We start from the raw sequence: 19,105 nt of genomic DNA on the forward strand, positions 1-19,105 counted from the left end.
CGTGGAGCAAGTCGCGGTCGTCGAGGTGTGGCGAGGGCGGTTGTGGAGCGCCGTGCCGCAGGTGGTGGTGGAGAAGAGCGCCAACCGATGGGTGACGTACGCACCGGCGGGCGCGCTCGGGGTCTTCGCGAGTAGCCGCGGAGTCGCAGGACGCGAAGGGCTTTCGCGCGCGGAGCGGAAGCTGGCCGCGATGGAAACCCTTGTTTACAAAGCCGTCGAAGCACCGACAGATCTCGCGACCTTGACGTTTCGCACCCGCGGCGCCTGGTCGAGCATCAACCTCGGCTGGTCCGGCCCTGACCGGAGTTCGCCGGGTGGTACGTGAACTTCGAGCTGCCGTACGACGAAACGCAGTACGGTCTCCAGACCATGGATCTCGTGCTGGATCTCCTGGTCGATCCGGCCGGCAATCCGCAACTCAAGGACCAGGAGGGCTACGCCCAAGCGGTTGCCCGGGGCATCCTCGACGTACCGGTTGATCTGGAAGAAGAAGCGGCTCGCGTACTACGTGAGCTCGGGTGCGGCCGAGGTCCGTTCGATCCGTCCTGGATCGACTGGCGTCCCGATCCGGGATGGTCCACGCCGGTGCTGCCACCGGGACTCCGACTCGGTGGTGCCGCTTGGTCAGTCGGCGTCGAGCTGGGTGATCAAAGCGCGGGGGGCTTGGCAGCGCCAGGCGTCGGTGAGGAGTTCGGCTAGCTCGGTCGTGTCGACTGCCGCGAGGCGGACGAGGACGGCTGGGTAGCCGTTGTAGTGCGGTTCGGTGAAGAACTTGGCCGGGTCGGCGGCCAGGAGTTCTTCTTTCGCCGCCGCACCGGCGACCCGGATCGCGAGCACCTCCGGGTTCGGGACGCGCGGCTTCTTCGGCTCGACGCGCTCGTTCCAGACCCAGGCGAAGGCCTTGTCCTTCCCCTTGTTCGGCACCGAGAACGCGAAGGTGTCGGCAGATTCCGTCACCTCGGGCAGCCCGAGCGCGATGCGGCGTACATCGTCTTGATCAGCCATCACCACGTCGTACCAGATCAGCCGATTCCGGTACAGGGGTCACCGGTACGCCGTGGTCGAACCAGCTGACCAGGTTCGCCACGACGAGACCGCCCATCGCGTCGCGCGTCGGGACGCTGGCGGAGCCGACGTGCGGAAGCAGTACGGCGTTGTCCACCTCGAGCAGACCCGGGTGGACCTCGGGTTCGTGCTCGAAGACGTCCAGCCCCGCGCCGAGAATCGTCTTGTTGCGCAAGGCATCCACCAGCGCCGCCTCGTCGACGACGGATCCACGGGCCACGTTGATCAAGATGCCGTCCGGGCCGAGCGCCGTCAGCACCTCCGCGTTCACGAGGTGCCTGGTCTCGTCACCACCCGGCACGACGACGGTGAGGATGTCGACCGCCCGAGCGAGTTCGAGCAGCGTCGGATAGTAGCGATAGGCAACGTCTTTCGGATGACGGTTGTGATAGGCAACGGAAACGCCGAATGCCTCAGCGCGGTGAGCGATCGCCTCCCCGATCCGCCCGAGCCCGATGATCCCCATCGTGCGTCCGTGCAGGGTCGCCGGCGTCAACGGATAAGACCGCTCCTGCCAATGCCCGGCCCGCAGGTACCGCTCGGCCTGCGGAAGTTGGCGAACAGTCATCAGCAGCAGCCCGAGCGCCGTATCGGCCACCTCGTCATCGAGTACGCCGGGAGTGTTGGTCACCACGACGCCACGATCCGCGGCTGCCTTGGCGTCGATCTGGTCGTACCCGACGCCGAAGCTCGCGACGAGTTGCAGCGCGGGCAGGCGACCGAGGAAGGCGCCGTCGATCGGCGTACCGGCGTTGGCCACGGCAACGATGTCCTTCGCCCGCTCGGCCAGTACGGCGTCCGGGTCGTCCGCCTCCCACAGCCGGATCACCTCGAAACGGCCCGCCAGCCCGGCCGGCACGGAGCGGTTCATCGGACCAGGCATCAACACGGTCGGCAGCGCCATCGGATCTCCTCTGCGATTCATCACGGCTTCACTCGATCAACCCTATTTCACCGCCCACAGGGGTACCGCGAGACGTAGTACCGGCGGACCATCGGTGGGGGACGAAAGGAGTCGGCCATGATCATCGACTGCGCGTACTACCGGGACGGGCGTCGCCAGCACGTCGGGGCGATGTCGATCGAGGAGGCCGCCCAACGCTGCCGGGAAGGCGGATTCGTCTGGCTCGGCCTGTTCGACCCGACCGCGGCCGAGCTCAGCCAGGCCAGCAAGTGCTTCGGCTTGCACGAACTCGCCGTCGAGGACGCGCAGACGTTCCACCTGCGGCCGAAGGTCGAACCGTACGAGGGCGACATCCGCCTCGTCATCCTGCGCACCGCCCGGTACGACGACGAGCGGGAGGAGGTCGATTTCGGGGAGGTGAGCGTATTCGTCGGGCCGGCCTTCGTGATCACCGTCCGGCAAGGTGTCGCGAGTGAACTGCACGGTGCGCGGACCCGGCTGGAGCAACGGTCCGAGTTGCTCGAGAACGGTACGAATTCGGTGCTCTGGGCAATCCTCGACCAGGTGGTCGACACCTATGGGCCGGTGGTCGCGGAGTTGGAGCGCGACATCGAGCAGGTCGAGCGGACCGTGTTCGCGGGATCGGTGGCGCCGACCGAGCGCATCTACTTCCTCCGCCGCGAGGTGACCGACTTCTACCGCGCGGTGCACCCGCTGCTCGCAGTACTGGCCAATCTCGAACGCGGTGCGCGCAACACCGGCCTGCTGCCGTACTTCCGCGACGTCCACGACCACCTGGTGCTGGTGAACGAAGAGGTCGCCGCGCAACGAGATCTGCTGGCAACGGTGCTGGAGGCAAACATGGCGGTGATCTCGGTCGAGCAGACCAAGGTGAGCGTGCAACAGAACGCCACCATCGAACAACTCACGATCCTCGCCACCGTCTTCCTCCCCCTCACCTTCGTCACCGGCTTCTTCGGCCAGAACTTCGGCTGGCTCGTCGACCACGTCAACAAGGAATGGGACTTCTTCGCCCTGGGCCTCGGCGGCCTCCTCGTCCCCTGCATCGCCCTCTTCCTCTGGTTCCGCCGCCAACGCACCTCCCGCAAGCGCCTCAGCACGTGAAGACACCCGCCGCGATTAGCCTGCGTGGATGGATGCGCGGTTGATTGTGGTGCGGGGGCCCTCCGGGGCCGGGAAGAGTTCGGTGGTGGAGGGGATCCGGGCGGCGTACGGGCGTGGGGTCGCGTGGATCGAGCAGGATCATGTCCGGCGGACGGTGTTCCAGGAGAAGGACGAACCCGGTGGGGCGAACATCGCTGCGATCTCGCAGTTGGCCGGGCTGGCGATGAGTCGGGGGTTCCACACCGTCGTCGAGGGGATCATGCCGACGGTTCGGTACGGCGAGATGCTCGGCGACCTGGTCGGCCGGTACGGCGGGTCGGCGTACGTGTACTACCTCGACGTCCCCTTCGATGAGACCGTACGGCGGCATGCCACCCGGGCGAAGGCGAGTGCGTTCGATGCGGCCGCGATGCGGGAGTGGTACGGCGGGCACGATCCGCTGGGCCTGCCTGGAGAGGTTGTCATCGAAGCGGACAGCACACTCGACGAGACGGTTCGCCGGATCCTCACCGAGACCGGGCTAGTTGCGGCGGCAGGTTAAGTCGTGGTCGGGGAGGTGCGGTGAGTAGCAGTGGTTGAGTAGGTTGCGGGGATGTCTTTCAAGGATCTCGTTTATGCCCTGTACGCGCGGCGGGTTCGGCGCAAGCTCAAGGGGCGGGCGTTGCCGGGGCACATCGGGATCGTGATGGACGGGAACCGGCGGTGGGCGCGCGGCAAGGGGCACGCGAATCCGAGCGTCGGTCACCGGTACGGCGCGTTGCACGTCGAGAAGGTGCTCGGCTGGTGTGAGACCGCCGGCGTCGACCACGTGACGGTGTTCCTCTGCTCCACCGAGAACCTGGTCAAGCGCGGCGACGCCGAGGTCGCCTACCTGATGGAAGTCACCGAGGAGATCGTCGCGAGCCGTCTCTCGCAGCCCGGCGGTCGCTGGCAGGTGCACATCGCGGGTCTGCTCGACCTGCTGCCGGACAGTACGGCGTACGCGCTCAAGAACGCGGTCGAGGCGACCAAGGACTGCGCCACCGGCAACCACATCACGCTGGCGATCGGGTACGGCGGTCGTCAGGAAGTCGTCGAGGCAGTCCGGTCGCTGCTGGAGTCCGAGGCCGAAGCAGGCAACGATCTCGACACCCTGGCCGAGACGCTCAGCGCCGACGACATCACCAAGCACCTCTACACCGTCGGCCAGCCGGACCCCGATCTGATCATCCGCACCAGCGGCGAACAACGGATGTCGAACTTCCTGCTCTGGCAGAGCGCCTACTCCGAGCTGTACTTCTGCGAGGCGTACTGGCCGGCCTTCCGCGAGGTCGACTTCCTCCGCGCCCTCCGCTCGTACGCCGACCGGCACCGCCGCCGCGGCGCGTAGTACCGGCTCTCAGCCGCAGTCTTTCGGCGTGTACTCGTCCATCGTCACGATTTCGTTGGCCTCACCCAGCCCGCGCTTCCAGCGCAGGACCTGGCCGGGCTGGAGATCCTTCAACTCCGTCGGGGTGAAGGTGATGTCGATGGCATTCGACCAGTCGTTCTCCTTCTTGCCCCGCAGTTGGTAGTGCCGGGTCACGTCGAATTCCGGGACCGGTGACTGCGGCTTCCATTTCCCCGCACCTTCGACCAGCGGGAACTGCACGACGCCCTTCGGCGACTTGGGGTTCGACCACTCGACCAGCACCGTCTCGGGATCGGTCTTGAGCCTGCCGAGCATGACGAGCTTCAGCTTGTCGATGTCGCCCTTGCAGTCCTGCAGTACGACGATCGTGCGGCCCGCGTCGTCCACGCTCAGCCCGATCATCCCGGACTGACCCGGACCGCAACCGGTCAGCGAGGCGCAGCCGACCGCCAGCAGGAGCAGCATCCGAGAGCGTCGCATCCGGTCATGCTAGAGCGAGCTGAGGTCTTCGAAGATCAGGGCGGTGCGGGTGGCGAGGACTTCGGGGATGGCCTGGAGCTTCTCGAGGACGACGCGGCGCAGGCCCTCGTTGTCGGCCGCGCGGACCAGCAGGATGGCGTCGAAGTCGCCGCCGACCAGCGCCATGTGCTTGACCTCGGGGATCGCCTGGAGCTGGGTCCGCAGGGTGCGCCAGGAACTCTGCCGGAGACTGAGAGTGACGTACGCCGAGGTCGCCAACCCGAGTTTGAGCGGGTCGACCGTTGCCGTGAACCCGGTGATCACGCCCGTCTGGGTGAGCCGCTCGACCCGGGCGTAGGCGTTCGCGCGGGAGATGTGCACCTGGTCGGCGAGGGCGCGAATGGACATCCGGCCGTCCCGCCCGAGCGCCTCGACCAGCTGCCGGTCGACCTCGTCCAGCGCCGGGGCGACGAAGTGGTGGTCAGCGGGAGCGGCCAACTGTCCAGCTTCGGCGGACGTGGACGACGCCTGGTCGGACAAAATGCTCCTCGAAACGGTCTGAACTGATCGAATGTCTCGCGATTCTCCCAGCTATGGATCCGTTTGGCCAGAAGTACGACGATGAGCCATCCGTCCGTCTCCTGCGCAGGAGGGTCTATGACTACCGTCGAGGAGCGCCTGCTCCCCTCCGCCGAACCGATCCAGTTGATCGACCAACACGGCGTACCGCACGACCATCCGCAGTACGGCCTGCCCTCGGAGCAGACCCTGGTCGACGGTTACGCGCAGTTGGTGAAGGGGCGCCGGATCAACGACCAGGCGGGCGCGCTCGTCCGGCAGGGCCGGCTCGCGGTCTACCCGTCTTCGCACGGGCAGGAGGCGTGCCAGGTGGCCGCCACGATGGTGCTGCGCGACCAGGACTGGCTGTTCCCGACGTACCGCGACACCGTGTCGATCATCAGCCGGGGGGTCGATCCGATCGAGACGCTGACGCTGCTGCGCGGCGACTGGCACTCCGGTTACGACCCGTACCAGCGCAACGTCGCCCCGCAGGCGACCCCGTTGGCGACGCAGTTGATCCACGCGGTCGGAGTCGCCCACGCGGCGCGGCTCAAGGGCGAGGACACCGTCGTGATGGCGTTGTGCGGTGACGGCGCCACCAGCGAAGGTGACTTCCACGAGGCGCTCAACTTCGCCGCGGTGTTCAAGGCGCCGGTGGTGTTCTTCATCCAGAACAACGAGTACGCGATCTCCGTACCGCTCGCCCGGCAGACCGTGGCGCCTTCCCTTGCGCACAAGGGGATCGGGTACGGCGTACCGGGAGAACGGGCCGACGGCAACGACTTGGCCGGCCTGCTCGCGGTACTGGGACAGGCGGTCGACAAGGCGCGGGCCGGTGAGGGGCCGCAGTTGATCGAGGCGCACACGTACCGCGTACAGGCGCACACGAACGCGGACGACGCCACCCGCTACCGCAACGATGCCGAGGTCGCTCCGTGGCTGGAGCGGGATCCGCTGAAGCGGCTCGAGGCGTTCCTGGTCGAGCGCGGTCTGCTCGGCGAGTCTCTGAAGAAACAGGTCGTGGCTGCCGCTGACGAAGCGGCGGAGGCACTGCGGGTCGGGTTGATGGAGGAGGTTCAGCCGGATCCGGCTGAACTCTTCGACCACCTGTACGCCGAGAAGACCCCGCAACTGAAGGAGCAGGCCGCCTTCCTGCAGGACGAACTCGCCCGGGAAGAAGCATGACGATGACTGCCACCACGCTGGTGAAACTGACGATGGCGCAGGCCCTCAATCAGGCGCTGCGCGATGCGATGAAGGCCGACGAGACCGTGCTGATGTTCGGCGAGGACGTCGGTGCGCTCGGCGGGGTCTTCCGGATCACCGACGGGCTGACCGCCGAGTTCGGCGAGGATCGTTGCTTCGACACCCCGTTGGCCGAGTCCGGCATCGTCGGGATGGCGGTCGGGCTGGCGATGAACGGGATGCGGCCGGTCGTGGAGATGCAGTTCGACGCGTTCGGGTATCCGGCCTTCGAGCAGGTCGTCTCGCATGTCGCGAAGATGCGGAACCGCACCCGCGGCCGCGTCACGCTGCCGATGGTGATCCGGATGCCGTACGCCGGTGGCATCGGCGGCGTGGAGCACCACTGCGACTCCTCCGAGAGCTACTACGCGCACACCCCCGGGTTGACCGTGGTCGCACCGGCCACTGTCGCCGACGCATACACCCTGCTGCGCAAGGCGATCGAGCACCCCGATCCCGTCATCTTCATGGAGCCGAAGAAGCTCTACTGGGCGAAGGAAGAGGTCGATCTCTCGGTCGAGCAGCCGGGCATCGGGACTGCCGTCGTACGCCGGGAAGGCCGCGACGCGACCCTGATCGCTTACGGGCCGACGGTGCCGATCGCGCTCGAAGCAGCCGAGGTTGCGGCCGCCGACGGACGGCAACTCCAGGTCGTCGATCTGCGGTCGATCGTGCCGTTCGACGACGAGACGGTGTGCGCGGCGGTTCGTAGTACCGGGCGGGCGGTTGTGGTTGCCGAGGCGAGTGGGTTCGCGAGTGTGTCTTCGGAGATCGTGGCTCGGGTGACGGAGCGGTGCTTCCACTCGCTGGCCGCGCCGATCCGGCGGGTGACCGGGTTCGACATCCCGTACCCGCCGCCGAAGTTGGAGCGGCACCAGTTGCCTGGGGTGGATCGGATCCTCGACGCGGTCGACGACCTGCAGTGGGAGGACTCGTGACCACGCAGACTTTTCTGCTGCCCGATCTCGGTGAAGGGCTGACCGAGGCCGAGGTCGTGCGCTGGCTCGTCGCGGTGGGCGACGTGGTCGCGGTCGACGCACCGGTCGCCGAGGTCGAGACGGCCAAGTCGATCGTGGAGGTGCCGTCGCCGTACGCCGGTGTCGTCGCCGAACTCCACGCCGACGCCGGTGCCACCGTCGACGTCGGCAAACCGCTCATCACCATCGGCATCGCCGCTCCCGCGGCGGAAACCTACCGCGAGGAAGAAAAGGCCGGCTCAGGCAATGTCCTGATTGGTTACGGGACACCGGAAGGCGGCACCACCGGCAGACGCCGCAAGCGGCGCGGTGCGCAGAGCGCCGCCGCACCCGAGCACACCCCGAACGGCGTCGCACCCGAGCACACCCCGAACGGGGTCGCACCAGAGCATTTGTCGAACGGCGTCGCGCTCGGCGAGCGAAGCACGCCCTCGCCCGCATCCGGCGCGTCCACCGGCTCGCCCGCCTCCGGCGCGTCCACCGGCTCGCCCGCCTCCGGCGCGTCCACCGGCTCGCCCGCCTCCACCGGCTCCACCGGCTCCAGCGGCTCCAGCGGCTCCAGCGACTCCACCGGCTCCAGCGACTCCACCGGCTCCGCCGGGTCGGTCGCATCCGTCGCCGGCGGGGTGGGCGATGGGTCCGCGGGAGCGCGGGTGCCGTTGGTGATTTCGCCGCTGGTGCGGCGTCTTGCGCGGGATGCGGGGGTTGACCTGCGAGCGCTGATCGGGTCCGGTGCTGGTGGGGTGATCACCCGGCGGGACGTGGAGGCGGCGATCGCCGCGCCGCAGGCGGGGACGGCCGGCGAGGCATCGGCGTCGGTGCAAGCGGCTGGAGCGATTGTGGCTGGAGCGATTGCGCCGCAGCCGGAGCGTCGGAGTGGTGCGATGGTGCCGCAGGCGACCGGTCAGGGCGGTGCGGATGTGGTGGCAGCCGGGCAGGACAGCCGCACCGGGTTGGCGGAGTTGCGGCGTACGCCGATGAGTGGGTTCCGGAAGGCGGTTGCGGCGACGTTGAGCCGGAGTCGGGCGGAGATTCCGGAGGCGACGACCTGGGTGGATGTTGATGCGACCGCGCTCGTGGAGCTGCGCGAGTCGTTGCGGACGGCAACTGATCCGGGGCCGGGGCTGCTGGCGCTGATGGCGCGGTTCGTGGTGGCCGGTCTGCAGAAGTATCCGGAGCTGAACGGGTTCGTCGACACCGAGCGGGAGGAACTGGTTCAGTACGACGGGATCAACCTCGGGCTGGCGGCTCAGACCGACCGCGGCCTCGTCGTACCGGCTGTTGCCGATGCGCAGGCGTTGACGGCTCGCGGGCTGGATGCGGAGATCCGGCGGTTGACGGCGTCCGCACGGGACGGGCGGTTGTCGACGCGGGAATTGTCGTGCGGGACGTTCACGCTGAACAACTACGGCAGCTTCGGCGTCGACGGCAGCGCGGCGATCATCAACCATCCGCAGGTCGCGATCCTCGGTGTCGGCCGGATCATCGACCGGCCGTGGGTGGTGGACGGCGAACTGGCGATCCGCAAGCTCACCCAGTTGTCGCTCGTCTTCGACCACCGGGTCTGCGACGGCGGTGTCGCGGCCGGCTTCCTCCGCTTCGTCGCCGACGCCTTCGAGTCGCCCACCTCAGCCTTCGCCGACCTCTGACCTCCGCTCTCGCCGACCACGGAGCTCAGCGCCGGCCACGGAGCTCAGCGCCGGCCTCGGAGCTCAGCGCCGGCCTCGGTGGATCAGCGGAGTTGGCGGGGGCGGAGGCCGATGAGGACGGCGCGGAGGCCGGCTTCGAAGCGCGCCTGCGGACCGGCGAGGTCTTCGCGGTTGAGGTACGCGGCCAGGGTCGCGGCGCCGACACCTAGTTGGTCGCCGGCGGCATCGGCCCACTCCTGCTCACTCATGCCGCTGCGCTGGACGATCGCGGTCCACGCTGCGTCGGTGACCGCGGCACCGACCACGTAGTGGAAGACCGCGGAGACGGCCGCATCGAGGTGCACACCCTTGAACCCGGCCGCGGTGAGAATCGTGAGCACGCGTTCGGCGTACGCCTGGTAGTTCGGTCCGAGTCCCGCGTGGCTCGCGAGTAGCTGTGGCGCCCAGGAGTGCTGCCCGAGGACGTCGTACGCCGCTCGCGCGAGCACCGTGAGTCGGTCGCGCCAATCGCCGTCGTCGGCCGGTACCAAGGCTTCACCGATGACGGTGTCGACGGCCAGTTCGAGGAGGTCGTTCTTGTTCGCCACTCGCCAGTAGAGCGCCGACGTCGCCGCCGTACCGAGCTCGGTGGCGAGGCGACGCATCGACAACTTCTCCAGGCCGTCCCGGTCGAGGATCTCGATCGTCGCCTGAATGATGTCCTCGCGGCTCAGCGGCGCCCGCGTCTCGCCCGGCTCCGCGCGCAACCACACCGACCCGAGCACGGTCTTCGCATCCGCTTCCCGGGCCATGACCGAGACCCTAGCTGAAACATCGTCCCAGAGCGAAACACGACGTTTCAGCCCCATGCACCGGATGGCCGGTCCCCGTGGGCCCGGCCATCCGAGGGGACGAGTCAGCTGTTGATCTGGGCCTGGAGAGCGGAGGCGTACGACGCGACCTCGGCGTACACACCGGGGTTGCCGGCGTCCGCGCAGCCGATGCCCCAGGAGACGACGCCGAAGAGCCGGCCGTTCAGGACCAGCGGGCCGCCGGAGTCGCCCTGGCAGGAGTCCTTGCCGCCGGACTTGTACCCGGCGCAGATCTCGCCGTTGGCCACGTAACCGTCGCTCGCGTACACGTCACCGCAGTACGCGTCGCCGAGCACCGGCACGAGAACCTTCTGGAACCGGTCTTCCGGCCCGGTGCCCTCCGTGTCGCCCCAGCCGTAGACGGTCGACTGCGCGCCGACGGCGTCCGCGGCCCGGCTGGTCTCCAGCGGCAGCGTGGCGACTCCGATGAACGGCGTGGTGAGGGTCAGGACCGCGACGTCGTGACCGCCGACCCGCCCGTACTGCGGGTCCTTCCAGATCTTCGAGATCTTCGAGGTCCGGCCGCCGGTCGACTTCAGGTCGTCCCGGCCCTGGATGGCGGTGTAGGTGCTCCGCGGCTGCCCGACGCAGTGCGCCGCGGTGACGAGCTTGTTCGCCGCGACGAGCGTGGCGCCGCAGTACTGACCGCTGGGCACCGGGGAGTTGCTGTTGTTCAGCGCGATCGCCCAGGGCGCCTGCGCGGTGCTGGCCAGCGAGCCACCGACGATGTTGGTGGTCGGCGGCGCCGTTCTCGCCTCGGCCGTACCGACGGCGCCGGCTGATGCCAGGGCGACCGCGGTGACGGCCAGCGCCGTACGGGCGAACTTGAGCTTTCCGGTCATGCCTCACGCTCCAGGTGTCATCTCTGGCTGCAAGGGCCGGAGCAGCCATGTGCGGAGAAGAGTCACCCGAACACGGTGGGTAGCGCAAGCGATTGTTTGAGGCACATCGGTGACGGCGCAGCGCTGTGTCACGCCGAATCAGACAGTGGTGAGTACTGCGCCCGGCTGCTCGGCTGGGCGATGGCGCCGGTCGAGGAGGCCTGACACCAGGGCTACGGCGAGGCCCGAGGCGGCCAAGGCGGCGCCTACCCAGTTGGGCGCGGTGTAGCCGAGGCCGTGCTCGATGGTGAGGCCGCCGAGGTAGGCGCCGCCCGCGTTGCCGAGGTTGAAGGCGGCGATGTTCGCGGCGGAGGCGAGTGCCGGCGCACCTTTCGCCTTGTCCATCACCCGCTTCTGCAGCGGCGCCACGGTGGCGAATCCAGCCGCACCGAACAACGCGATGGTGATTGCCGACGGCAACTTTGCGTGGGCGGTGAAGACGAAGACGGCCAGCACTGCGGCCAGCAGCGCGAGGATCACGTAGAGGCTCGGCATCAGCGATCGGTCCGCCGCCTTGCCGCCGAGGAGGTTCCCGACCACCAGGCCGCCGCCGAAAAGCACCAGCAGCCAGGTCACGGTGCCCGAGGAGAAGCCGGCGACCTCGGTCATCATCGGCGCGATGTAGGTGAAGGACGCGAACACGCCGGCGAAACCGAACGCGGTCATCGCCAGTGCGAGCCACACCTGGAGGTTGCGGAACACGGCCAGTTCGCTGCGCAGGCCCGGCCCTTCGCTCACCGACTGGTTGGGAACCAGCGCGACGATGCCGAGCAGGCCGATCACCCCGAGAGCGGTGACGGCCCAGAAGGTGGAGCGCCAGCCGAAGTGCTGACCGAGCGCGGTTCCACCCGGTACGCCGAGCACGTTCGCCACGGTCAGCCCGGTGAACATCAGCGCGATCGCGCTGGCCTGCTTCGCCTTCGGGACCAGCGACGCGGCGACCACCGAGCCGACCCCGAAGAACGCGCCGTGCGACAGCGCCGCGACGATCCGGCCGGCCATGAGTACGCCGTACGAGGGAGCGACCGCGGAGATCAGGTTGCCCACGACGAACAGGCCCATCAAGGCGATCAGCACGGTCTTGCGGGAGATCTTCGAGCCGATCGCGGTGAGCAGTGGGGCACCGACGACGACACCGAGCGCATAGCCGGAGATCAGCAGTCCGGCCGAGGGGATGCTCACGCCGAAGTCGGTGGCGACCTCCGGCAGCAGACCCATGATGACGAATTCGGTGGTGCCGATCCCGAAGGCACCGATGGCCAGCGCTAGCAAAGCGGCGGGCATGGTTTCTGCTCTCCTCGAACGTAGTCTTGTGACTGTTACCGGCGTCCGCGATAGTTGCACACGCGGGCTATTGCATAAGCGTCATACTGCCTCATGCAACGGTGAAGTTCAAGCGCGGGCCGAGGAGGAGCTGTGGGACTACCGGATGACGCCGCCGAGGCGCGCGCCCAGGGATGGCGGACGCTGGCGGCGCTGCATGCCCGGATCGAGGACGAGCTGGAGCGGGCACTGCAGAAGCAGCACGGCTTGTCGGTGAGTGAGTACAGCGTGCTCGACGTGCTCGCCCGCCAGGACGACTACCACCTGCGGATGAACCAGCTGTCGAACGCGGTGGTGCTCAGCCAGTCCGCGACGACCCGCCTGGTCAACCGCCTCGAGGACCGCAAACTCCTCGAGCGCTACCTCTGCCCCACCGACCGCCGCGGCATCTACACCGAAGTCACCCCGGCCGGCCGCGCCCTTCTCGACCAGGCCCAGCCCACCCACGACGCAGTACTGACCACCGCCCTGGCCAAAGCCGCCGACCTCCCTGAACTCTCCCCCCTCGTCACCGCGCTCTCAGAACTCGCCCTCCCCGCAAAAGCCGGCTGACGAACGCTCCGGCGACCGGCTGTGGGTTGGCTGAAGATCGAGGCCGGAAGGTGGTCCCGGGGGTGAGGGGCTGGCCAAGATCGGGGACATGGGTGAGATCAGTGAGCGCGCGGCCGTGCGGCGGTTGCATGATCGGTTGGGGTTCGGGCTCGGGCCGGGGGATGCGGAGGCCGGGTACGACGTCGCCGTACGGCGGTTGCTCGGGGTGGCCGGGGAAGGTGCGCCGCCACCGGCGTTGACGGCTCCGGCGCCGGTCGAGAAGCCGGCCAAGGGGCAGAAGCGGGACAAGGAAGCCAGGAAGGCGGCGAACAAGGCCCGGGTCGCGCAAGAGGCGAAGGTTACCGGGTGGTGGCTCGACCGGATGGTGGCGAGCGGGGGAGCCGTTGGCGGGCCCGCGGGGGCTGCGACCGAGCGGTTGACCTGGTTCTGGCACGGGCACTTCGCGACCAGTGAGCAGAAGGTGCGGAGTCCGCAGTTGATGCTCGCGCAGAACCAGACGTTCCGGAAGTTCGCTCGGGGCAGCTTCACCGAACTCGCGCGGGCGATGGTGGTCGACGCGGCGATGATTCGGTGGCTGGACGGCAACGACAACCGCGAAGGGTCGCCGAACGAGAACCTGGCGCGCGAGTTCCTCGAACTGTTCACGCTCGGCATCGGTCACTACGCCGAGACCGACGTCTTCGAAGGTGCTCGCGCACTGACCGGCTGGACGATTCGGCGTACGTCGACGCAGGCCCGGTTCGTCCCGGCCCGGCACGACTCCGCGCCGAAGACGATGCTGGGCAAGACCGGCAACTTCGATGCGAAGGGTTTCGTCGACCTCGCGCTCGCGAAGCCGGAGTCGGCGCCGTTCGTGATCGAGCGGTTGTGGTTCCGGCTCGTGTCGGCGACGCCGCCGCCGGCCGCGACGATGGACCGGCTCGTGGCGGCCTACGGGGTACGCCGGGATGTCGGCGCCGTCCTCAAGGCGATCACCGCGGAGCCTGCTTTCAGGGACAGCGGATCGACTCTGGTGAAGCAGCCGGTCGAGTGGGTGGTCGGGCTGATGCGGGCCCTCGGGGTACAGCCGGCCAAGCTCGACGACAAGAGCCGGATGAAAGTGCTCGCGGGGTTGCGGGGGATGGGGCAACTCCCGCTGCGACCGCCGAGCGTCGGCGGTTGGCCGTCAGGGGGAAGCTGGCTGACCACCTCAGCCGGCGTGACCCGCTTGCAGCTTGCGCTCTTGCTGGCAAGGAATGCCGAGCTCGGGCAACTGCAGAAGTCCAGCGCGCGCGTCGACGGAGTACGGGCTTTGCTGGGGGTCGATCAGTGGTCGACGCGGACCCGAGATGCCCTGGCCGGTGTGACCGAACCCGCGCAAATGGTCGCCGTCGCGGCCTGCGCGCCCGAGTACGTAGTGAGCGGTTGAGGAGAATCATGGACAACCTGACCCGGCGCCGGTTCCTGACGATGAGCGGAGTGACTGCTGCGGGTGCGCTCGCGGTCGGCGCGACGCAGGTGAGCTGGTCCGACCTGATGACCGCTGCGGTCCGGGATCCCTTGAACAGTGAGGATTCCGTGCTCGTCGTGGTGACGCTGTACGGCGGGAACGACGGCTTGAACACAGTGATCCCGGCCGGCGATCCGGCGTACCAGCAGGCTCGGCCGGATCTCGCGTATCAGCCGAACGACGTCCTGGATCTTGGTGACGGCCTGGGACTCAACCCTGGTTTGAAGGGGCTGAAGGGCCTGTGGGACGACAAGTCGCTCGCGATCGTGCGCGGGGTCGGCTATCCCGATCCGGATCGCAGTCACTTCCGGTCGATGGCGATCTGGCAGACCGCCTCGCCGAAGACCTCGGTACCGACCGGCTGGCTGGGCCGATGGCTCGACGCCACCGGCTCGGATCCGTTGCGGGCGGTGTCGGTGGAGCCGACGCTGCCGCCGTTGTTAGCAGGGGCCACGACGGCGGCAGCGTCTCTACCGGTCCGCGGACTCAAACTCCCGGACGGAAAGCTCGGTACTGCGTTCGCGGCGTTGGGCAAGCCTCTGGCCGGTGAGGAGCATTGGCAGGCGCAGGCGGCGAAGTCGCTGCAGGACCTGCAGGAAGCGGTCCGGGTGCTCGGAGGTGCTGTGCACGACCAGGCCGACACCGAGGACGACGAGGACGACGAGAAGACCAAGGGGACCTCGGCCGGTGGCGGGTCGCAGCTGGGCGCGCAGTTGGACCTCGTTGCCGGACTGATCGAGGCCGGGGTGCCGACGCGGGCGTACTCCGTGTCGCTCGGTGGTTTCGACACGCACGCCGACGAAAGGGGCACTCAGCAACGATTGCTCGGTGAGTTGGACGGGGCGCTGACGCCGTTCGTCGAGCGGATGCGGAAGGGCGATCGGGGACGGCAGGTCGTCGTCCTGGTGTACTCCGAGTTCGGGCGGCGGGTGCATGCGAACGGGAGCGACGGGACCGACCATGGCACGGCAGGGCCGCTGTTCGTGATCGGCGACAAGGTGAAGGGCGGCTTCTTCGGGGAGCAGCCGAGCCTGACCGACCTGTCGAACGGCGATCTCAAGGCGACGACGGATTTCCGCGACGTCTACGGGACGGTACTGCGGGATGTGCTCGGCTGCGATCCGGGCAAGGTGCTCGACGGGTACGACGGCCAGGTCGACGGGTTGCTCAAGGTGTGAGCGACGTGGTTGCCGCTGGCAACCTCAGGCGGAAGCACGCACCCGGCCGGCCGTCGGGGCGATCGGTGCAGACGAGCTCACCGCCGTGGGCGCGGGCGAATCCGCGGGCGATCGGGAGACCGAGGCCGGAGCCTTGGCTGCGCTCGCCGTGGACGAGACGTTGGAAGATCCGCTCTCTGTCCGGCGGTGGCACGCCGGGTCCGTTGTCCTGGACAACGATCTCGATGGTTCGGTGCTCGGCTGCGGAGTTGATGAGGATGTCCACCTCGCCGCGGCCGGCGGTGGCGTTGCGGGCGTTGTCCAGGAGGTTGGCGAGGATCTGGGTGAGGCGGTCGGGGTCCGCGAAGACCGACAGGTCCGGGCCGGCGAGGCGCACCGTGAGGCTCGGAGCAACCAGTCGGAGGCGGTCGATCTGGGCCTTGGCAAGGGCGCGGAGGTGGACCGGGCGGGGGCGGAGTTCAAGGCCCGCGTCGATCCTGGCCAGTTCGAGGAGGTCCGCGACGAGGGTGCCGGCCCGGCGGGATTCGCGGACCAGGAGGAGTTCGAGTTCCTCCCGGCGTTGTGTCGGGGTGTCGGGAGTCAACTGGAGCAGGGTTTCCGCCGCGGTTTGGAGGCCGGCGATCGGCGTACGGAGTTCGTGGGCGGCGTCGGCGACGAATTGGCGCATGCGTTGTTCCGAACCGCGCGCGGTCCGTTCGGCGCCTTCGAGGGAGTCGAGCATCTCGTCGAAGGCCGCGGCCGTGCGGCCGAGTTCGGTGTCGGTGCGCGTCGGCTGCAGGCGCCCACCGCGTCGCCCTGCCGCGATCGAGCGGGCAAGCGAGGTCATCGCGTCCAGCGGCGCCAGCGCGAACCGCATGCCGAGGATGAGGCCCAGCGCGGTGATGAGCAGGGCCGCGCCACCGGAGATGAGCAGGACCCGGCGCAGGGTGCGGCTGGCGCCGTCGAGCAGTGAGGTGTCGGCGGTGAGGATGAGGGTGGCGCCGCGGGTGCGCTGGCCGGCCTGCAAGGTCGCGCGGACCTCGCGGATCTGGCCGGTGGGCTCGACCGGTGGGGCGCCGAATTGCTGACCGCCGCGAAGAGTGAGCGTCACCCGGACGCCGTCGGCGTCGATCCGGCGGACGAGGTTCGCCGGCGGCACGTTCTGACGGGCCAACTGCTGGGCCAGTTGGGCCCGGCCGTTCAGCAGCGTGTTGAGGTTGCGCTCGGCCTGGGCGTCGAAGATCGCCTTCACTGCCAGGCCGGTGATCGGCAGTACGACGAGCAGCACGACCAGCGCGGTTACTGTCACTCGCCGTCGCAAGGACTCGGTCCGCAGGCGTGAGGAGGACGGAGCCGCGGTTGGCGTCGAGGCGGGTGATTGGGGTGGTGCGCCAACCTGGGGTGGTGCGCCGACCTGGGGTGTGGTGGCGGCGGGGCTGGGTCGGGTGGGGGTGGACGGGTCTTGGCCGGGTGGGTGGTTCATGTGTCCTCACCGGGGGCTGCGGCTCGGAGGATGTAGCCGGAGCCTCGGACGGTGTGGAGTACGCGCGGGCCGGTTGCTTCGAGTTTGCGGCGGAGGGCGCTGATGTGGACCTCCACCAGGTTCGCCGCGTAGTCGTCGTACCCCCAGACCGCGGCCAGGAGTTGCGCCTTGCCGACCACCTTGTCCCGGCGACCGGCGAGGAAGGTGAGGAGCTTCAGTTCGGTCGCGGTCAGGTCGATCGGCTGACCTCCGCGAGTGACCGAGTTCGCTTCGACGTCGATCAGGAGGTCGTCGACTTCCAGAACTTTGCGCAGCCGGCCCATGCGGCGGAGTACGGCTTCCACCCGGGCGATCAGTTCGGCGAGGACGAAGGGCTTCACCACGTAGTCGTCGGCGCCGGTCCGCAGCCCGTGCAGCCTGTCCTCCACGGCGTCCCGGGCGGTCAGCAAGACGATCCCCGCGCTCGACAGACGGCGTACGACCTCCAGCAGTTCGAAGCCGTCGCGGCCGGGCAGCATCACGTCGAGCAGCACGAGATCCGGGCGGAAGGAGGCGAGGTCGCGCTCGAGCGTCTCGCCGTCCGGGCGGGTGAGGACCAGGCAGCCCGCTTGCTCCAGGGCGATCCCGACAGCGGTCCGGATCGCCTCCGCGTCCTCGACCACCAGGACCCTCGCCGCCATCCGCCCATCGTCGCATCCGGGCGCGTGACGTGCCGATCCCCACGGCGGCAACCTTCAGCAGAACTTCAGCGTGAGTATGGTCGAAGTAGCGGAAGGAGACCGCGGATGAAGCCAGCGACCCGGCGAAAGGCGTACTTCTGGCTGATGGGGACCTGTCTGACCCTGATCGGCCTCGGCTGGTTCGTGGTGCGCCTGTTCTCCATCCCGGTCGCGATCGGGATGAGTTGCGTCGCCGCCGTGATCCCGCCCATCGCCGTGATCGTCGCCAACCGGCCCGACGACTGAGCGGCCCGCGCGCCTGAGGACGGGCTGCGAGCCTCAGGACGGCCTGCGAGCGTCAGGACGGGCCGGGCGTCGGGTCGAGGAAGAGATGGCGGACGGCCGGGAACTCCCGGCGGACCTGGGTGTCGATCTGCTCGGCCAGCTTCTCCACCGCGGCGCCGGTGGTTTCGGAGTTGTCGAGGTCGACCCGGACGACGACCAGGACCTGGTCCGCGGCGAGCCGGAGGCTGAGGAGTTCGACGACCGCGTCGATCCCCGGGGTGCCGGCGATCTCGGCGCGGATCTGTTCCTCCACGGCGGCCGGCAGGGCCTGGCCGATCAGCATCGCCTTGTTGTCCCGGCCGAGCACGAAGGCGACGCCGATCAGCAAGATGCCGATGGCAACGGAGGCGGCACCGTCGAAGAACTCCTTGCCGGTCACCGCGGTGAGTGTGATGCCGACAGCGGCGAGCAGCAGGCCGATCAGCGCTGCGGAGTCCTCGAAGGCGACCGTCTTCACCGCTGGTTCGGCACTGTCGCGGAGGTGTTCGAGAGTGGAGTCGCCGTGCTCGGCGGCCTCGCGCCGGAGTTGCCGGACCGCCTTCAGCCAGGAGACTCCTTCGAAGACGAAGGAGACGGCGAGTACGGCGTACGCGACCAGCAGCGCGGCGACGGGCTCGGGATGCAGGATCGCGCGGATGCCCTCGGCGATCGAGAACCCGGCGCCGAGGACGAAGATGCCGACAGCGGCGAGCAGCGACCAGAAGTAGCGTTCCAGGCCGTACCCGAACGGGTGCTTGCCGTCGGCCGGCTTGCGGCTGCGCTTGAGCGCCGTCATCAAGAACACCTGGTTCAGCGTGTCCGCGACCGAATGCGCCGCCTCCGCCAGCAGGGCCGTCGACCCCGAGAGCAGCCCGGCGATGCACTTGGCGACCGCGATCGCCAGATTGGCCGCGCCGGCCAGCAGCACGGTTCCCTCGGATTCTTCAGCCATCAACGGGCTCGGTGCCCGGGTGGCGTCGCGGTCAAACGGGCCGGCGACCGCGATATGGG

The 19,105-nt window shown here is 68.7% G+C and carries 22 protein-coding genes; 12 read left to right on the plus strand and 10 right to left on the minus strand.

Translation table 11 applies throughout. The features are described 5' to 3' along the window. The first annotated feature begins 1 nt into the window (after nucleotide 1). Nucleotides 2-325 (plus strand): hypothetical protein, encoded by a 324-nt coding sequence (locus EV138_RS19710; protein ID WP_133980332.1) that lies wholly within the window; start codon nucleotides 2-4, stop codon nucleotides 323-325. Further along, nucleotides 322-699 carry a DUF402 domain-containing protein gene (locus tag EV138_RS19715; RefSeq protein WP_133980333.1) on the plus strand — a complete coding sequence of 126 codons (378 nt, stop codon included), beginning with the start codon at nucleotides 322-324 and terminating at the stop codon, nucleotides 697-699. Before EV138_RS19710 ends, EV138_RS19715 begins: the two co-directional genes overlap by 4 nt. Here EV138_RS19715 and EV138_RS19720 read toward each other — a convergent pair. Both EV138_RS19720 and EV138_RS19725 read right to left on the minus strand, forming a co-directional pair. Then, a complete protein-coding gene (locus tag EV138_RS19720) occupies nucleotides 625-1,005 on the minus strand; it encodes an MmcQ/YjbR family DNA-binding protein (protein ID WP_133980334.1) in 381 nt (126 codons plus the stop codon). The genes EV138_RS19715 and EV138_RS19720 overlap by 75 nt on opposite strands. Then, nucleotides 998-1,969 carry a 2-hydroxyacid dehydrogenase gene (locus EV138_RS19725; RefSeq protein ID WP_133980335.1) on the minus strand — a complete coding sequence of 324 codons (972 nt, stop codon included), beginning with the start codon at nucleotides 1,967-1,969 and terminating at the stop codon, nucleotides 998-1,000. The genes EV138_RS19720 and EV138_RS19725 overlap by 8 nt, the downstream gene beginning before the upstream one ends. A gap of 117 nt (nucleotides 1,970-2,086) precedes the next feature. Between EV138_RS19725 and EV138_RS19730 the strand changes: the two genes are divergently transcribed. The 3 genes from EV138_RS19730 to uppS are packed head-to-tail and all read left to right on the plus strand — an operon-like array spanning nucleotide 2,087 to nucleotide 4,463. Continuing rightward, complete coding sequence (locus EV138_RS19730) at nucleotides 2,087-3,094, plus strand: magnesium and cobalt transport protein CorA (protein ID WP_133980336.1); 1,008 nt, start codon at nucleotides 2,087-2,089, stop codon at nucleotides 3,092-3,094. A 28-nt stretch (nucleotides 3,095-3,122) separates the two neighbouring features. Continuing rightward, nucleotides 3,123-3,635 (plus strand): AAA family ATPase, encoded by a 513-nt coding sequence (locus EV138_RS19735; protein WP_133980337.1) that lies wholly within the window; start codon nucleotides 3,123-3,125, stop codon nucleotides 3,633-3,635. A gap of 51 nt (nucleotides 3,636-3,686) precedes the next feature. Further along, a complete protein-coding gene (gene uppS / locus EV138_RS19740) occupies nucleotides 3,687-4,463 on the plus strand; it encodes a polyprenyl diphosphate synthase (protein ID WP_133980338.1) in 777 nt (258 codons plus the stop codon). A 9-nt stretch (nucleotides 4,464-4,472) separates the two neighbouring features. Here uppS and EV138_RS19745 read toward each other — a convergent pair whose 3' ends face one another. Both EV138_RS19745 and EV138_RS19750 read right to left on the minus strand, forming a co-directional pair. Then, the gene (locus EV138_RS19745) at nucleotides 4,473-4,964 is read right to left on the minus strand and encodes a hypothetical protein (protein WP_133980339.1); all 492 of its coding nucleotides are present in this window, start codon (nucleotides 4,962-4,964) and stop codon (nucleotides 4,473-4,475) included. 9 nt (nucleotides 4,965-4,973) lie between these two features. Further along, on the minus strand, nucleotides 4,974-5,441 hold the full coding sequence (locus EV138_RS19750; protein WP_133980340.1) for an Lrp/AsnC family transcriptional regulator: 468 nt from the start codon (nucleotides 5,439-5,441) through the stop codon (nucleotides 4,974-4,976). Nucleotides 5,442-5,600: 159 nt separating this feature from the next. Here EV138_RS19750 and EV138_RS19755 point away from each other — a divergent pair, with 159 nt between their 5' ends. From EV138_RS19755 to EV138_RS38115, 3 genes are read left to right on the plus strand one after another with little or no spacing between them, the layout of a single operon-like run. Next, on the plus strand, nucleotides 5,601-6,689 hold the full coding sequence (locus EV138_RS19755; RefSeq protein WP_133980341.1) for a thiamine pyrophosphate-dependent dehydrogenase E1 component subunit alpha: 1,089 nt from the start codon (nucleotides 5,601-5,603) through the stop codon (nucleotides 6,687-6,689). Nucleotides 6,690-6,691: 2 nt separating this feature from the next. After that, nucleotides 6,692-7,687, plus strand: a complete 996-nt coding sequence (locus EV138_RS19760; protein WP_133980342.1) for an alpha-ketoacid dehydrogenase subunit beta — start codon at nucleotides 6,692-6,694, stop codon at nucleotides 7,685-7,687. Next, nucleotides 7,684-9,375 (plus strand): dihydrolipoamide acetyltransferase family protein, encoded by a 1,692-nt coding sequence (locus EV138_RS38115; RefSeq protein ID WP_238158237.1) that lies wholly within the window; start codon nucleotides 7,684-7,686, stop codon nucleotides 9,373-9,375. Before EV138_RS19760 ends, EV138_RS38115 begins: the two co-directional genes overlap by 4 nt. An 83-nt stretch (nucleotides 9,376-9,458) precedes the next feature. Here EV138_RS38115 and EV138_RS19775 read toward each other — a convergent pair whose 3' ends face one another. From EV138_RS19775 to EV138_RS19785, 3 genes are all read right to left on the minus strand, one after another. Continuing rightward, nucleotides 9,459-10,166, minus strand: a complete 708-nt coding sequence (locus tag EV138_RS19775; protein WP_133980343.1) for a TetR/AcrR family transcriptional regulator — start codon at nucleotides 10,164-10,166, stop codon at nucleotides 9,459-9,461. 104 nt (nucleotides 10,167-10,270) lie between these two features. Further along, nucleotides 10,271-11,068: a S1 family peptidase gene (locus EV138_RS19780; protein ID WP_133980344.1), complete on the minus strand. Its 798-nt coding sequence runs from the start codon at nucleotides 11,066-11,068 to the stop codon at nucleotides 10,271-10,273. 138 nt (nucleotides 11,069-11,206) lie between these two features. Beyond that, complete coding sequence (locus EV138_RS19785) at nucleotides 11,207-12,391, minus strand: MFS transporter (protein WP_133980345.1); 1,185 nt, start codon at nucleotides 12,389-12,391, stop codon at nucleotides 11,207-11,209. Between the two features lie 132 nt (nucleotides 12,392-12,523). Between EV138_RS19785 and EV138_RS19790 the strand changes: the two genes are divergently transcribed. From EV138_RS19790 to EV138_RS19800, 3 genes are all read left to right on the plus strand, one after another. After that, nucleotides 12,524-12,982 (plus strand): MarR family winged helix-turn-helix transcriptional regulator, encoded by a 459-nt coding sequence (locus EV138_RS19790; RefSeq protein ID WP_133980346.1) that lies wholly within the window; start codon nucleotides 12,524-12,526, stop codon nucleotides 12,980-12,982. An 88-nt stretch (nucleotides 12,983-13,070) separates the two neighbouring features. Next, nucleotides 13,071-14,390: a DUF1800 domain-containing protein gene (locus tag EV138_RS19795; RefSeq protein ID WP_133980347.1), complete on the plus strand. Its 1,320-nt coding sequence runs from the start codon at nucleotides 13,071-13,073 to the stop codon at nucleotides 14,388-14,390. An 8-nt stretch (nucleotides 14,391-14,398) separates the two neighbouring features. Continuing rightward, nucleotides 14,399-15,649: a DUF1501 domain-containing protein gene (locus EV138_RS19800; protein WP_133980348.1), complete on the plus strand. Its 1,251-nt coding sequence runs from the start codon at nucleotides 14,399-14,401 to the stop codon at nucleotides 15,647-15,649. Here the strand turns inward: EV138_RS19800 and EV138_RS19805 are convergent. Beyond that, nucleotides 15,639-16,937 (minus strand): HAMP domain-containing sensor histidine kinase, encoded by a 1,299-nt coding sequence (locus EV138_RS19805; RefSeq protein WP_238158238.1) that lies wholly within the window; start codon nucleotides 16,935-16,937, stop codon nucleotides 15,639-15,641. The genes EV138_RS19800 and EV138_RS19805 overlap by 11 nt on opposite strands. A 170-nt stretch (nucleotides 16,938-17,107) precedes the next feature. Continuing rightward, nucleotides 17,108-17,791, minus strand: coding sequence for a response regulator transcription factor (locus EV138_RS19810; RefSeq protein ID WP_133980350.1), 684 nt, complete (start codon nucleotides 17,789-17,791; stop codon nucleotides 17,108-17,110). A 105-nt stretch (nucleotides 17,792-17,896) separates the two neighbouring features. Here EV138_RS19810 and EV138_RS19815 point away from each other — a divergent pair, with 105 nt between their 5' ends. Next, complete coding sequence (locus EV138_RS19815; protein WP_133980351.1) at nucleotides 17,897-18,076, plus strand: DUF3099 domain-containing protein; 180 nt, start codon at nucleotides 17,897-17,899, stop codon at nucleotides 18,074-18,076. A 52-nt stretch (nucleotides 18,077-18,128) separates the two neighbouring features. Here the strand turns inward: EV138_RS19815 and EV138_RS19820 are convergent, their stop codons facing one another. Then, entirely contained in the window at nucleotides 18,129-19,046 is a 918-nt protein-coding gene (locus EV138_RS19820; protein WP_133980352.1) for a cation diffusion facilitator family transporter, read from the minus strand. Between the last annotated feature and the right edge of the window lie 59 nt (nucleotides 19,047-19,105).

The sequence above is a fragment of the Kribbella voronezhensis genome (genome assembly GCF_004365175.1).
Classification (GTDB): domain Bacteria; phylum Actinomycetota; class Actinomycetes; order Propionibacteriales; family Kribbellaceae; genus Kribbella; species Kribbella voronezhensis.

Excerpts from the sequence above, each read along its gene's own strand:
- EV138_RS19810 (WP_133980350.1), bottom strand. The coding sequence starts at position 17,791 with ATGGCGGCGAGGGTCCTGGTGGTCGAGGACGCGGAGGCGATCCGGACC.
- EV138_RS19800 (WP_133980348.1), top strand. The coding sequence starts at position 14,399 with ATGGACAACCTGACCCGGCGCCGGTTCCTGACGATGAGCGGAGTGACT.
- EV138_RS19735 (WP_133980337.1), top strand. The coding sequence starts at position 3,123 with ATGGATGCGCGGTTGATTGTGGTGCGGGGGCCCTCCGGGGCCGGGAAG.
- EV138_RS19785 (WP_133980345.1), bottom strand. The coding sequence starts at position 12,391 with ATGCCCGCCGCTTTGCTAGCGCTGGCCATCGGTGCCTTCGGGATCGGC.
- EV138_RS19815 (WP_133980351.1), top strand. The coding sequence starts at position 17,897 with ATGAAGCCAGCGACCCGGCGAAAGGCGTACTTCTGGCTGATGGGGACC.
- EV138_RS19725 (WP_133980335.1), bottom strand. The coding sequence starts at position 1,969 with ATGGCGCTGCCGACCGTGTTGATGCCTGGTCCGATGAACCGCTCCGTG.
- EV138_RS19795 (WP_133980347.1), top strand. The coding sequence starts at position 13,071 with ATGGGTGAGATCAGTGAGCGCGCGGCCGTGCGGCGGTTGCATGATCGG.
- EV138_RS19780 (WP_133980344.1), bottom strand. The coding sequence starts at position 11,068 with ATGACCGGAAAGCTCAAGTTCGCCCGTACGGCGCTGGCCGTCACCGCG.
- EV138_RS19820 (WP_133980352.1), bottom strand. The coding sequence starts at position 19,046 with ATGGCTGAAGAATCCGAGGGAACCGTGCTGCTGGCCGGCGCGGCCAAT.
- EV138_RS19745 (WP_133980339.1), bottom strand. The coding sequence starts at position 4,964 with ATGCGACGCTCTCGGATGCTGCTCCTGCTGGCGGTCGGCTGCGCCTCG.
- EV138_RS19730 (WP_133980336.1), top strand. The coding sequence starts at position 2,087 with ATGATCATCGACTGCGCGTACTACCGGGACGGGCGTCGCCAGCACGTC.
- EV138_RS19755 (WP_133980341.1), top strand. The coding sequence starts at position 5,601 with ATGACTACCGTCGAGGAGCGCCTGCTCCCCTCCGCCGAACCGATCCAG.
- uppS (WP_133980338.1), top strand. The coding sequence starts at position 3,687 with ATGTCTTTCAAGGATCTCGTTTATGCCCTGTACGCGCGGCGGGTTCGG.
- EV138_RS19760 (WP_133980342.1), top strand. The coding sequence starts at position 6,692 with ATGACTGCCACCACGCTGGTGAAACTGACGATGGCGCAGGCCCTCAAT.
- EV138_RS19720 (WP_133980334.1), bottom strand. The coding sequence starts at position 1,005 with ATGGCTGATCAAGACGATGTACGCCGCATCGCGCTCGGGCTGCCCGAG.
- EV138_RS19775 (WP_133980343.1), bottom strand. The coding sequence starts at position 10,166 with ATGGCCCGGGAAGCGGATGCGAAGACCGTGCTCGGGTCGGTGTGGTTG.